The sequence below is a fragment of the Cellulomonas xylanilytica genome, assembly GCF_007989805.1.
Taxonomy (GTDB): Bacteria; Actinomycetota; Actinomycetes; order Actinomycetales; family Cellulomonadaceae; genus Cellulomonas; species Cellulomonas xylanilytica.
This window is the reverse complement of sequence record NZ_BJUB01000002.1, coordinates 241476-254520: the sequence shown is the minus strand read 5'-3', so window position 1 is coordinate 254520 and position 13045 is coordinate 241476. Positions and strand designations below refer to the sequence as shown.

The following is a 13045-nucleotide window of genomic DNA, read 5'->3' as shown; positions in this document are numbered from 1 at the left end:
GCGGTCAGTATGCCGAGTCAGACGCGTGCCGGTGCCGGTTCGGCGGAGGTCACGGGCAGCTTCAGCTCGGCGACCATCCGCTGACGGACGACCGCCACCGGGTAGGCGATCCCGGCCAGGCACAGCGCGGTCGCGCCGACGAACACGGCGGGCAGGCCCCAGCGCTCGGCGACGAGCCCGCCGAGCAGCGCCCCGACGGGCATGAGCCCGTAGGCCAGGGTCCGGCTGGCCCCGCCGACCCGGCCGAGCATGCCGGGCGCGACCATCCGCTGGCGCATCGACTGCGAGATGACGTTGCCGTTGGTGTTGAGGAAGCCGAGCAGGAGCACGGCGACCGCGATGGCGGGCACGGTGGGCACCAGCACGGGGACCAGGAGGAGCAGGGTGTTCAGGGTCCAGCAGCCCAGCAGGAGGCGGACCTCGGGGATGCGACGGCCCAGCGGCTCGGCGGCCAGCGAGCCCAGGACCGCACCGACCGCCAGCCCGGCGACCACCAGCGGGTACTGCGCGGGCTCGAGGCCGACGCGCGACCCGGGTCCCACCATCCAGAGCACGAACACCGCGAAGTACCCGGTGTTGGCCATGTTCATGACGCTGCCGGCCACCAGCAGCGGCCGCAGCACCGGGTGCCGGACGAGGAAGCGGACCCCCTCCCGCACCTCGACCGTCGCCGAGCGCTTCTCGGTCGCCGCGTGCTTGTAGGAGCCCGGGATCCGGGTGGCGATCAGCAGCAGCGCGGCGACGCCGAGGCCCGCCGGGATGCCGAACACCCACCCGGCGCCGAGCGCGAGCACGGCGCCGGCCACCGGTCCGCCGACGAAGGACGCCATGACCTGCTGCGCAGCGAGCGTGCGACCGTTCGCCGCGTCGAGGCGGGAGCGGGGGACGAGGTCCGGGACCATCGCGGAGCCGGCGAGGTCGACCACCACGTCCGTCACGCCGTAGAGCAGGACGATCACCGTCAGCGCGGGCATGGTCATGCGCCCGGTCGCCACCAGCCAGACCGCGATCCCGAGCAGCACCGCGCGGGCGGCCAGGCCGGCCACCTGGGTGTGCTTGCGGTCGCGGCGGTCGACCAGCACCCCGGCGGCGAGCCCGAGCACGAGCCACGGGAGCCACGCGGCGGCGGTGAGCAGCGCGATCTGGCTGGGGGAGCGGGTGAGGGTCAGCGCGTACAGCGGGACGCCGGTCTGCACGATGCCGTCGCCGAGGTTCGCCATCCCGGTCGCCGTGAGGTGTGCGGCGAACCGGCGGCCGAGGGGCTCCCGCGTGGCGGCCTGCTCGCTCATGGCGCTCTCCCGGTACGATCGACAAGGAAACTCTGCAAAGACAACTCTGCAAAGGTAACTCTGCGAATGACCGAGAGCAACCCCCTGCCGTTCCGCGCCCGCGCCATCGGACCGGAGGAGCTCAAGGCGCTGGCCCACCCGCTGCGGATGGCGATGTACGACTACCTCTCCGAGCACGGGCCCGCCACGGCCAGCCAGCTGGGCCGGCACCTGGGGGAGAGCAGCGGGCAGACCAGCTACCACCTGCGGCAGCTGGAGAAGCACGGCTTCGTCGAGGACGACCCCGCGCACGAGCGCGGCCGGGACCGGTGGTGGCGCTCCGTCGGCTACAGCGTCGACGGCCGGGACATGCTCCGGGACCCCCGCACCGCGGACGCGGCGAACGCACTGCTCCAGGGGGTCGTCGCCGAGCGGGCCAAGGTCCTGCAGCGGTGGCTGTCCACGGGGGACACCCCGGAGTGGGAGGCCGCCTCGCTCAACGACTCGTCCACCGGCGACCTCACGCTCGAGGAGTTCCAGGGGGTGGTGCTCGCCGTCCAGGAGGTCGTCGACGGAGCCCTCAAGAGCGCGAAGGCCCGCAAGGCTGCCGGGGACACCGAGGGGCGCCGGCGGGTGCGTCTCTACTTCGACGCCCTCCCGCTGCCCCGCGACGATGACGCGTGAGTTGTGCAGATCGAAAGAACTGCGGATGTTTCACGTCTGAGGTGATGGAATCCACGGGCATACGGGTCCACGGTGGAAGGACTGGATCCTTTCCCGGAGGTCGTCATGACGCTCGTCGAGCACTATCCCCTCCTCACCGTCCCTGCGGCGCCCGGCAGTCACCGGCACCGCGCCCTGCACGCCTGGGTCGGGGCGGTCGCGGCGCTCACGGAGCCGGACGACGTCGTCTGGGTCGACGGCTCCGCCGAGCAGGCGGCGACGCTCGTCGAGGGGATGGTCGAGGCGGGCACGCTGATCCGGCTGGACGAGGAGCTCCGACCCGGCTCCTACCTGGCGCGCTCCGACCCCTCGGACGTCGCCCGTGTCGAGGACCGCACGTTCATCTGCTCGGTCGACCCGGACGACGCCGGGCCCACCAACCACTGGCGCGAGCCGCACGTCATGCGCGCCGAGCTCGCCGGGGTGTTCGACGGGTCCATGCGCGGGCGGACCATGTACGTCGTCCCCTTCTCGATGGGCCCGCTGGGCGGACCGATCTCGCAGCTGGGCGTGCAGATCACCGACTCGCCGTACGTCGTGGTGAGCATGCGCGTGATGACCCGCGTCGGCACACCCGTGCTCGACCTGCTGGGGACCGACGGCGACTTCGTCCCCGCCGTGCACTCCGTCGGGGCACCGCTCGGTCCTGAGGGCGACGACGTCCCGTGGCCGTGCAACGAGACGAAGTACATCGTGCACTTCCCCGAGACCCGCGAGATCTGGTCGTACGGCTCCGGCTACGGCGGCAACGCGCTGCTGGGCAAGAAGTGCTTCGCCCTGCGGATCGCGTCCGTCATGGCCCGCGACGAGGGCTGGTTGGCCGAGCACATGCTGGTGCTGCGCGTGACGTCCCCGACCGGACGCGTCTCGCACGTCGCCGCGGCCTTCCCGTCCGCGTGCGGCAAGACCAACCTCGCGATGCTCCGGCCGACCATCCCCGGCTGGACCGTCGAGACGATCGGCGACGACATCGCCTGGCTGCGACCGGGCGGGCCGGGCACCGACGGCCGGCTGCGCGCCATCAACCCGGAGGCCGGGTTCTTCGGTGTGGCACCCGGCACCGGGCAGGCCACCAACCCCGCCGCCATCGCGACGCTCGCGCACGACGTCATCTTCACCAACGTCGCGCTCACCGACGACGGGGACGTGTGGTGGGAAGGGCTCACCGACACCCCGCCCGACCACCTCACCGACTGGCGCGGCGAGGACTGGACGCCGGCCTCCGGCACCCCGGCCGCCCACCCGAACAGCCGGTTCACGGTCGCCGCCGACCAGTGCCCGACCATCGCCGACTCGTGGGACTCGCCCGAGGGGGTGCCCATCGACGCCATCTGGTTCGGCGGCCGCCGGGCCACGAACGTGCCGCTCGTCGCGCAGGCGCGGGACTGGGCGCACGGGGTCTTCCTCGGCGCGACGATCGCGTCCGAGCAGACCGCGGCCGCCGAGGGACCCGTCGGGACGCTGCGTCGCGACCCCTTCGCCATGCTCCCGTTCTGCGGCTACAACATGGCCGACCACTGGGGCCACTGGCTCCGCCTCGGCGCGCAGCTGTCCGCCCGCGGCATCCCGCTGCCGGCGATCTTCGGCGTCAACTGGTTCCGCAAGGGCACGGACGGGTCCTACCTCTGGCCGGGGTTCGGGGAGAACGCCCGGGTGCTGGCCTGGGCGCTGCAGCGGCTCGACGGGGCGGTGGAGGGGACCGACTCGCCGCTGGGGGTGCTGCCCGCCGACGGTGAGCTGGACCTGCGCGGGCTGGACCTGCCGCCCGGCACGTTGGAGCAGCTGCTCGCGGTCGACCCCGAGGCGTGGCTGGCGGAGTGCGACCTGACCGAGGAGTTCTTCGCGCAGTTCGGCGACCGGCTGCCCGTCGCGATGGTGGACGAGCTGGACGCGCTGCGGGTGCGGCTGCGCTCGGCGGGCTGATCCGGCGGCCGTGTCCACGGTCGACGTCGCGTCTGCTCTCCGGACGCGACTGTCGGTAGGCTCCCGGCACGTGAAGATCCTCGTCGTCGGCACCGGTGCCCGTGAGCACGCGCTGGCGCGCGCGCTGTCCCTCGACCCCGCGGTGACCGCGCTGCACGCCGCCCCGGGCAACCCGGGCATCGGGACGCTCGCCACGCTGCACGCCGTCGACCAGCTGGACGGGTCCGCGGTCGCGGCGCTGGCCACCTCGCTGGCGGTGGACCTGGTCGTCGTCGGCCCGGAGGCTCCGCTGGTCGCGGGTGTCGCGGACGCCGTGCGCGCGGTGGGTATCCCCGTGTTCGGCCCGTCCGCAGCGGGCGCCCGGCTCGAGGGCTCCAAGGCGTTCGCCAAGGAGGTCATGGCCGCCGCGGGCGTGCCCACGGCCGAGCCGCGGGTGGCGACGACCGTCGAGGAGGCTGCCGCAGGTCTGGATGCGTTCGGCGCGCCCTACGTCGTGAAGGACGACGGCCTCGCCGCGGGCAAGGGGGTCGTCGTTACCCACGACCGCGCCGAGGCGCTGGCCCACGCGCAGGCGTGCCTGGCCAAGGCCGACGGGCGCGTCGTCATCGAGGACTACCTCGACGGCCCCGAGATCTCGCTGTTCGTGCTGTCGGACGGCGTCGACGTGGTGCCGCTGGTCCCCGCGCAGGACTTCAAGCGCGCGCACGACGGCGACGAGGGCCCCAACACCGGCGGGATGGGTGCCTACTCGCCGCTGCCCTGGGCTCCCGCGGACCTGGTCGACGAGGTGGTGGAGCGGGTGGCGCGCCCGACGATCGCCGAGATGGCGCGTCGAGGCACGCCGTTCTCGGGCGTCCTCTACGTCGGGCTCGCGCTGACGTCGTCCGGGCTGAAGGTGGTCGAGTTCAACGCCCGGTTCGGCGACCCGGAGACGCAGGTCGTGCTCGCGCGCCTGGCGACGCCCCTGGCCGCCGTGCTGCTCGCCTCGGCGACGGGGACCCTCGGCACCCTGCCTCCCCTGCAGTGGCGCGACGACGCCGCCGTGACGGTCGTCATCGCCTCGGGGGGCTACCCCGGGGCCGTGCGGTCCGGCGACCCGATCACCGGGACCGAGGACGCCGAGGCGCTGCCCGGCGTGCACGTCCTGCACGCCGGCACCGCCCTGCAGCAGAACGCCGCCGGCGACGACGACGACGCGATCGACGGAGCCCACCTCGTCGCGGCGGGCGGTCGCGTGCTGTCCGTCGTCGGCGTCGGCCCCGACCTCGCCGCCGCCCGAGCCGCCGCCTACGCGGGCGTCCAGCAGATCGAGCTGCCGTTCTCGCACCACCGCTCTGACATCGCCGCCCAGGTGGCGGACCTCCCGCTGGTCTGAGGTCGCGTAGGGCATCATCGCCGCATGGGCACCTCCGAGTTCGTGTACGGCGACGGCAGGTGGGGAGGGGACGCAGACGTCGTCCCCAGCCTGCGCATCGAGGTCCAGGACGGCGACATCGCGACCGTCGAGTACCGCCCGGCGCCGGACGGTCTCGGCCGGTTCTACCTGGGTTTCCAGCCGCGGGACTTCTTCGACGACCCGGCGGAGAGCGAGCCGGTCGACCTGGCTGCCGAGGCGGAGGCGTTCGCCGAGTGGGCCCTGCTGGTGGGCGCCGTCGACGTCGAGGCGAAGCACGTGCGACGGCTGCTGGCCGAGGAGCACGTGGACGAGCCGGAGGACACGTTCGTCGAGGAGACCGTGGAGCGCCTGGTGCGGCTGGTCGGGCTGCCCATCCCCGACGGCCTCGAGGGCGGCGACGACCTCGTGTGATTCGGGCACACTGTGCCCGTGACCTCTCACCTCCCCGGCTGGACGCACACCTACTCCGGCAAGGTCCGCGACCTGTACGTGCCGGACGGCTCGCCCTCGACGGCGGCGCACGGGGACGTCGTCCTCGTCGTCGCCAGCGACCGGGTCTCCGCGTTCGACCACGTGCTCGACCCCGGCATCCCCGGCAAGGGCGTCGTGCTCACGCAGCTGAGCCTGTGGTGGTTCGAGCAGCTGGCGGACCTGGTGCCCAACCACGTGGTGTCGACGGACGTCCCGGCGCAGGTCGCCGGGCGCGCGATGGTCTGCCGCCGCCTCGAGATGTTCCCTGTCGAGTGCGTCGCGCGCGGCTACCTGACCGGGTCGGGGCTCGCGGAGTACCGGGTGTCCGGGTCGGTGACCGGCATCCCGCTGCCCGCGGGGCTGGTCGACGGGTCACGGCTGCCGGAGCCGATCTTCACGCCGGCCACGAAGGCGGAGCTGGGCGAGCACGACGAGAACGTGCCGTTCGAGACGGTGGTGGGAGTGGTCGGCGCCGACACCGCGGCGACGCTGCGGGAGCTCACGCTGGCGGTGTACGGGCGCGCCGAGGCGATCGCGCGCGAGCGGGGGGTGATCCTGGCCGACACCAAGCTCGAGTTCGGCACCGACCCGACGACCGGCGCGATCACGCTGGGCGACGAGGTGCTGACGCCCGACTCCTCGCGGTTCTGGCCGGCGGACCTGTGGCAGCCCGGTCGCGCGCAGGCCAGCTTCGACAAGCAGTTCGTCCGGGACTGGCTGACGTCACCGTCGTCCGGGTGGGACCGTGCCTCCGACTCGCCGCCGCCGTCCCTGCCCACGGACGTCGTCGCCCGCACCCGCGACCGCTACCTCGACGCCTACGAGCGGCTCACCGGGGCGTCGCTGACGGTGTGACCTTTCGCTCATCGGGGACCCGGGGAGGACCGGGCAAGAGAGGTTAGGCTTCCCTCATTCCGACGTCGCCCGCTTCGCCGTGGTGGCCGTCCCCGAACGAATGGGAGCACCCGTGCGCATCGCCCGTCGCGCGGCAGCCGTGGCATCCGCCTCTGCCGTCGCCCTCACCCTCGCCGCCTGCGCAGGCGGCGCCGACGACCCCGCTGCGGAGCCCACCTCGAGCGGGTCGGCGACCAGCGACGACATCTTCCCGGTCTCCATCGACTCGACGCTCGGCACCGCCGACATCGAGGCGAAGCCCGAGCGCGTCGTGACGCTCGGCTGGGGCGCCGCGGACATCGCCCTCTCGCTGGGCACCGTGCCGGTCGGCATCGAGGAGGACACCTGGGGCGGCGACGCCGACGGGTACCAGCCCTGGTTCCGCGACGCCGTCGAGGCCGAGGGCGCCGAGCTGCCCGAGACCATCGCGATGTACCCCGAGCTGGACGTCGACGCGATCATCGCGCTGGAGCCGGACCTCGTGCTCGCCCCGCAGTCGGGCCTGGAGCAGGACGTCTTCGACCAGCTCTCCGCGTTCGTGCCGGTCGTCGCCTACCCCGGCGCACCGTGGCAGACGTCGCTCGAGGACCAGGTGACCATCGCCGCCGAGGCGCTGGGTGTCCCCGAGAAGGCCGACGCGCTGCTCGAGGAGCGGCAGACCGCGATCGACGCCGCCGCTGCCGAGCACCCCGAGCTGGCCGGCCTCTCGTTCGCCTACGTCTACGGCGGCGACCAGCCGGGCGCCCTGTCCGTGTACCTGCCCGGCGACCCGCGCGTCGAGCTGCTGACCGGCCTCGGGCTCGAGCTCGCCCCGTCCGTCTCGGCGCTCTCGGCCTCGCCGGGGACGTTCGTCAGCACCCTCGGCCTGGAGAACGCGGACCAGCTGAACGACGCGGACCTGCTCTTCACGTGGTTCAACAGCGCCGACGAGCAGGCCGCCACCGAGGCGCAGCCGCTCTGGGCGCAGATCCCGGCGTTCGCCTCCGGCGCCTACGTCCCGATGCTCGACCCGCAGCTCGGCATGGCCGTCTCGGTGGCCACGCCGCTGAGCGTGCCGTGGGCCATCGACGCGTACGTCCCGCTGATCACGGCGGGCGCGGAGAAGGTCCAGGGCTGACGCCCACCCCCGCTGCGCCGTGAGCACAGCCGTCGCGCAGGCCCCGCACACCACCGGTGCGCGGGGCTCGCGCGCGCTCGTGCTCGGGCTCGGCCTGGTCGCCGCGCTCCTGCTGCTCGTGCTCGTCCTGGGGCTGAGCATCGCCGTCGGGGCCAAGCCGGTGCCGCTCGCCGACGTGTGGTCGGCGTGGCGGGACCCGGACGGGTCGTACGTCTCCACGGTGGTCGCGTCACGCGTCCCGCGCACGCAGCTCGGCCTGCTCGTCGGGGCGGCGCTCGCCGTGGCGGGCGTGGTGATCCAGGGGCTGACCCGCAACCCCCTCGGCGACCCCGGTCTGCTCGGCGTGAACGCGGGGGCGTCCGCGTCGCTCGTGGTCACCGCCGCGGTGCTGGGCGGCGCGGCCGGCCGGACCGTGTGGGCCGCGGTCCCCGGTGCCCTACTCGCCGCGGCTGCGGTGTACCTGATCGGTTCGGGGGGCCGACGAGCCACGCCCGTGCGGCTCGTCCTGGCCGGCGCGGCGGTGTCGGCGGTGCTGGTGGCCCTCGTCGAGGCCATCACCCTGGCCGACCCGGAGGTGTTCGACACCTACCGCTCGTGGGTCGTCGGCTCCCTGGCGGGACGGCCGCCGTCGACCGTCGGCTCCGTGCTGCCGTTCGTCGTCGTCGGCCTCGTCGTGTGCCTGCTCCTCGCCCGGCCGCTCAACGCCCTGGCCCTCGGCGACGAGGCCGCGACCTCCCTCGGGCTGCGCGCCGGGCGGACGCGCCTGCTCGGTGCCGCCGGCGCCACCCTGCTGTGCGCCGCGGCGGTGGCGGCCGTCGGGCCCATCGCGTTCGTCGGCCTGGCGGTGCCGCACGTCGTGCGGTCGTTCACCGGGTCCGACCACCGCTGGCTCCTGCCCTACTGCCTCGTGCTCGGCCCGGTCCTCCTGCTCGCCGCCGACGTGGTCGGTCGCGTGGTCGCCCGCCCCGGGGAGCTGCCCGTCGGTGCCGTGACGGCGTTCGTCGGGGCGCCGTTCCTGATCATGGCCGTGCGCCGGGGACGGGTGGGGCTGTGAGCGCGCCGGAGGGCGGGGTCGCCCGCAGGCGCGCGAGCGGGTGGGCACTGTGAGTGCCCCACCTGTGAGCGCGCCCGCCGTCCTGTCGCTCGGGCCGTCCGTCGTCGTGCGCTGGCGGGGGCGACCCGTCGTCGTCTGCGTCGCCGCGCTCGTGGTCATGCTGGTCGCCATGCTCGTCACGCTCTCCGCCGGCCGCCTGGGCATCTCGCTGGCGGAGCTGCCGGGGGTCGTCGCCGGCAGCGGGTCGCGCGCACAGGAGTGGGTGCTGTGGACCAGCCGGCTGCCGCGGCTGCTCGTCGGGGCCGCCGCCGGTGCGGCGTTCGCGGTCTCCGGGGCGGTGTTCCAGTCGGTGACGCGCAACCCGCTGGGCAGCCCCGACGTCATCGGCCTCGGTGCGGGCGCCGCAGCGGGTGCGGCGGCCGCGGGGCTCGTGTGGCCCGGCGTCGTCCCGGTCCCCGTCGGCGCGCTCATCGGTGCCGGCATCGCGATCGGCGCGGTCTACCTGGGCTCCGGGGCGGGGTTCCGGGCGCCGCTGCGGATGGTGGTCGTCGGCATCGCCGTCGGCGCGATGTCGCTGGCCTTCGTGCAGCTCGCCCTCGCACGCGCGACCCGCGAGGACGCGCAGGTCCTCGCCGCCTACCTCAACGGCAGCCTCGCGGCGCGGGCGTGGTCGGACGTCCTCCTCGTCGTGGCCGCGCTGGTCGTGCTGCTGCCCGTGGCGCTCGTGCTGACCCGGCCGATGCAGCTGGTCGAGATGGGCGACGAGGTCGCCGTCGCGGTGGGCGTGCGAGCGGACCGGGTGCGCACCTGGGCGGTGGTCGTCGGTGTCCTGCTCACCGCGGCGGCCGTCACCGTGAGCGGGCCCATCGCGTTCGTCGCGCTGACCGCCCCGCAGATCGCCCGTCGGCTGACCCGGTCCACCGGACCCGGTATGGTCGCCGCCGCGTGCTGCGGTGCCGCGGTGCTCGTCGTGGCGGACCTGGTCGCCCAGTACGCCGTGCCGGGCGTCGTCTACCCCGTGGGTGTGGTCACCGCCGCGCTCGGCGGCGTGTACCTCGCGTTCCTGCTGGTCCGCGAGTGGAGGAGGAGCCCCGCGTGAAAGGTCCGCCGCTGGAGGCCGAGGACCTGACCCTCGCCTACGACCAGCTCGTCGTCGCCCGGGACCTGTCCGTGCAGATCCCGCGCGCGTCGTTCACCGTGATCATCGGTCCCAACGGCTGCGGCAAGTCGACGCTGCTGCGGGCCCTCGGTCGCACGCTCAAGCCGCGCTCCGGGCGGGTGCTGATCGACGGCGTGCCCATCGCGTCCCTGAAGAGCAAGGACGTCGCCCGCCGGCTCGCGCTCCTGCCGCAGAGCCCGATCGCGCCCGAGTCCATCACCGTCGGCGACCTCGTCGCCCGCGGCCGGTACCCGCACCAGGGGATCCTGCGGCAGTGGTCCGCCGCCGACGCCCGCGCGGTCGCGGACGCGCTCGACGCCACCGAGGTCGCCGACCTGCGCGACCGGTACGTCGCCGAGCTGTCCGGCGGGCAGCGCCAGCGCGTGTGGCTGGCCATGGCGCTCGCGCAGCAGACCGACCTCCTGCTGCTCGACGAGCCGACGACCTTCCTCGACATCGCCCACCAGTTCGAGGTCATGGACCTGTGCGCGCGGCTGCACGAGGACGGCCGCACGCTCGTCGCGGTCCTGCACGACCTCAACCAGGCCGCCCGGTACGCCACCCACCTGATCGCGATGAAGGCCGGCGCCGTCGTCGCCGAGGGCCCGCCCGCCGACGTCGTGACCGAACCGCTCGTGCGGGAGGTGTTCGGGCTCGCGTGCCGCGTGGTGCCGGACCCGGAGACCGGGACGCCGATGGTCGTGCCGGCCCGCCGGGACGCGCACGTCCGGCACGTCCGCTAGAGCCGGATCTGCTCCAGGGCGGTCACCGCGGCCCAGCGCGCCCGGTCCGACCGGGCGCCGACCGGGGCGAGCACGTCCGCGTCGACCAGCGGACCGAGGTCGATCCCGGTGAGCTCCTGGACGTCCGCGACGGGCACCTGGAACGTCCGGAACGGCTCCAGGTCGGGTACCTCTACCTGCAGGGTCCGGACGAACGGCTTCTGGTCCAGCACGAACGCGGTCGCACGCAGGTCCTCCGCCGACGCCCACGCCGCGACCTTCCAGAACCTCCGGGGGATCTGGACGCCGCGGTAGACCGGGTCGTCGTCGGCGAGCACCGGCCCGGTCAGCACCGACAGCCGGTGGCCGTACGCCCGGGCGTACTCGAGCACGTGGTCCTCGAGACCGACCCAGAGCAGCTCGCCCTGGTTGAACGCGGACGCCTGCGGGGCGGCGTTCGGGTAGGCGAACGTGTCGAAGTTCGCCTGCCGAGCCGTCACCAGGTCACCCCAGACCGGGTCCCGACGGCGCACCAGGTGCCCGCGGTCGAGGTCGTTGCGCGCGTACAGCTCCGGACCGGCCTGCTCGTCCGCGGGGACGCGCGGGTCCAGGTGCCAGTCGTCGCCGCGCTCCAGGTCCACCAGCTGCGCACCGTCGATGTTCACCGCGGTGGCCGCCGCCAGCCGCCGCGCCGGGTCGAGGAGCACGGTGAAGTGCGTGGACGGGAGCGTTCGCACGGTCTGCGACGGGACCGGGAGCGGCACGGACGCCCCGAGGAACGATGGGTCGTATCCCGCTGCCTGGCTCATAGGGTCCTCACATGCGGACCGTACCGACCACCCCTGACGTCCTGCTGCGCGATGCTCGCCTGGTGGACGGCGACGGGCCGGTCGACGTGCTCCTGCGCGACGGTCGCGTCGCCGCGGTCGGCCCCCGCCTCGACGCCGACGCCCCGCAGGTGCGGCTCGAGGGTCGCTGGCTCATGCCGGGCCTCTGGGACGCGCACGTGCACCTGACCCAGTGGGCGCTGGCCCGGTGCCGGCTGGACGTCTCCGGGGCCACGTCCGCCGCGCACGCCGTGTCGCTCGTCGCCGCGGCGCCACCTCCGCCGGCCGGGACCGCGCTCGTCGGCTTCGGGTTCCGCGACGGCCTCTGGCCCGACGTCCCGACGTCCGCCCTCCTCGACGCCGCCGTCGGCGACCTGCCCGTCGTCCTCGTCTCCGGCGACCTGCACTGCGCCTGGGTCTCCACGGCCGGCCTCCGGTTCCTCGGCGTGGGCGAGCACCCGACCGGGCTCCTGCGGGAGTCCGAGTGGCTGCCCCTGCAGGGTGCGGTCGACCACGTGCCCGACGACGTCGCCGACGCCCTCGTCGACGACGCCTGCGCCGCGGCCGCGGCCCGCGGGGTGGTCGGCGTGGTCGACCTCGAGCTCGCCGACAACGTGCACGTCTGGCGTCGTCGCGTCGCCGCCCGGCCCGCCCGCCTGCGCGTGCGGGCAGGGGTGTGGGAGGACTTCCTCGACCGGGTGGTCCGCGAGGACCTGCACACCGGTGACACCATCGCCGGGCTCGTGAGCCAGGGGCCGCTCAAGGTCATCACCGACGGCTCCCTGAACACCCGCACCGCCTACTGCCACGACCCGTACCCCGGCCTGACCGGTCCGCTCGCCCGCGGGGTCCTGTCGGTGCCGCCGTCGCGGCTGGCTCCGCTCATGGCGCACGCCACCCGGCACGGCCTGCGCTGCGCGATCCACGCGATCGGCGACGCCGCGAACGCCCTGGCCCTCGACGCCTTCGCGTCGTCCGGCGCCGCCGGCTCCGTCGAGCACGCCCAGCTGGTGTCCTGGGAGGACGTCGAGCGGTTCGCGGCGCTCGGCGTGGTCGCCAGCGTGCAGCCCGAGCACGCCATGGACGACCGCGACGTCGCCGACCGCTACTGGGACGGTCGTACCGACCGCGCGTTCGCGTTCGGGTCGCTGCACCGCGCGGGCGTCCGGCTGGCGCTCGGGTCCGACGCGCCGGTCGCCCCGCTGGATCCGTGGGTCGCCGCCGACGCCGCCGTCACCCGGTCCCGCGACGGGCGCGCCGCCTGGCACCCGGAGCAGGCGCTCGACCGCCGGGTCGCGCTGGAGTCCTCGGTCGACGGCCACGGGCTCACGGTGAACCCCGGCGCGCCGGCGGACCTCGTCGTCCTCGATGCCGACCCGCTCACTGCGCCCCTCCGGGCGATGTCGGTGGCGGGCACGCTCGTCGCCGGCGGGTGGACGCACCGCGCGTTCTGACCGTGCGGGGACCACGACCGCACCCGAGTCAGGATCG

General features: G+C 74.5%; 12 protein-coding genes. 10 read left to right on the top strand and 2 right to left on the bottom strand.

Annotated features, from left to right (window positions below):
- Window positions 1-17: 17 nt before the first annotated feature.
- A complete protein-coding gene (locus CXY01_RS04070) occupies window positions 18-1289 on the bottom strand; it encodes an MFS transporter (protein WP_146925778.1) in 1272 nt (423 codons plus the stop codon).
- 66 nt (window positions 1290-1355) lie between these two features.
- On the opposite strand from CXY01_RS04070, the gene CXY01_RS04065 reads away from it, so the two are divergent.
- The 9 genes from CXY01_RS04065 to CXY01_RS04025 all read left to right on the top strand — a co-directional run bounded on the left by CXY01_RS04065 (window position 1356) and on the right by CXY01_RS04025 (window position 10748).
- Window positions 1356-1952: a helix-turn-helix domain-containing protein gene (locus tag CXY01_RS04065; protein WP_146925777.1), complete on the top strand. Its 597-nt coding sequence runs from the start codon at window positions 1356-1358 to the stop codon at window positions 1950-1952.
- 105 nt (window positions 1953-2057) lie between these two features.
- Window positions 2058-3914 (top strand): phosphoenolpyruvate carboxykinase (GTP), encoded by a 1857-nt coding sequence (locus tag CXY01_RS04060; protein WP_146925776.1) that lies wholly within the window; start codon window positions 2058-2060, stop codon window positions 3912-3914.
- 70 nt (window positions 3915-3984) lie between these two features.
- Window positions 3985-5289, top strand: coding sequence for a phosphoribosylamine--glycine ligase (purD, locus tag CXY01_RS04055; RefSeq protein ID WP_146925775.1), 1305 nt, complete (start codon window positions 3985-3987; stop codon window positions 5287-5289).
- Between the two features lie 24 nt (window positions 5290-5313).
- The gene (locus CXY01_RS04050) at window positions 5314-5721 is read left to right on the top strand and encodes a hypothetical protein (RefSeq protein ID WP_146925774.1); all 408 of its coding nucleotides are present in this window, start codon (window positions 5314-5316) and stop codon (window positions 5719-5721) included.
- An 18-nt stretch (window positions 5722-5739) separates the two neighbouring features.
- Entirely contained in the window at window positions 5740-6636 is an 897-nt protein-coding gene (locus tag CXY01_RS04045; RefSeq protein ID WP_246125020.1) for a phosphoribosylaminoimidazolesuccinocarboxamide synthase, read from the top strand.
- A gap of 112 nt (window positions 6637-6748) precedes the next feature.
- Window positions 6749-7792, top strand: coding sequence for an ABC transporter substrate-binding protein (locus CXY01_RS04040; RefSeq protein ID WP_146925772.1), 1044 nt, complete (start codon window positions 6749-6751; stop codon window positions 7790-7792).
- Window positions 7793-7811: 19 nt separating this feature from the next.
- Window positions 7812-8846 (top strand): FecCD family ABC transporter permease, encoded by a 1035-nt coding sequence (locus tag CXY01_RS04035; protein ID WP_146925771.1) that lies wholly within the window; start codon window positions 7812-7814, stop codon window positions 8844-8846.
- A 64-nt stretch (window positions 8847-8910) separates the two neighbouring features.
- Window positions 8911-9945, top strand: coding sequence for a FecCD family ABC transporter permease (locus CXY01_RS04030; RefSeq protein ID WP_246125018.1), 1035 nt, complete (start codon window positions 8911-8913; stop codon window positions 9943-9945).
- Window positions 9942-10748, top strand: a complete 807-nt coding sequence (locus CXY01_RS04025; protein WP_186813289.1) for an ABC transporter ATP-binding protein — start codon at window positions 9942-9944, stop codon at window positions 10746-10748. Before CXY01_RS04030 ends, CXY01_RS04025 begins: the two co-directional genes overlap by 4 nt.
- Here the strand turns inward: CXY01_RS04025 and CXY01_RS04020 are convergent.
- On the bottom strand, window positions 10745-11536 hold the full coding sequence (locus tag CXY01_RS04020; RefSeq protein ID WP_146925769.1) for a DNA/RNA non-specific endonuclease: 792 nt from the start codon (window positions 11534-11536) through the stop codon (window positions 10745-10747). The two genes, CXY01_RS04025 and CXY01_RS04020, sit on opposite strands and share 4 nt — an antisense overlap.
- 11 nt (window positions 11537-11547) lie before the next feature.
- On the opposite strand from CXY01_RS04020, the gene CXY01_RS04015 reads away from it, so the two are divergent.
- Window positions 11548-13008 carry an amidohydrolase gene (locus CXY01_RS04015; RefSeq protein WP_146925768.1) on the top strand — a complete coding sequence of 487 codons (1461 nt, stop codon included), beginning with the start codon at window positions 11548-11550 and terminating at the stop codon, window positions 13006-13008.
- The last annotated feature ends 37 nt before the right edge of the window (window positions 13009-13045 follow it).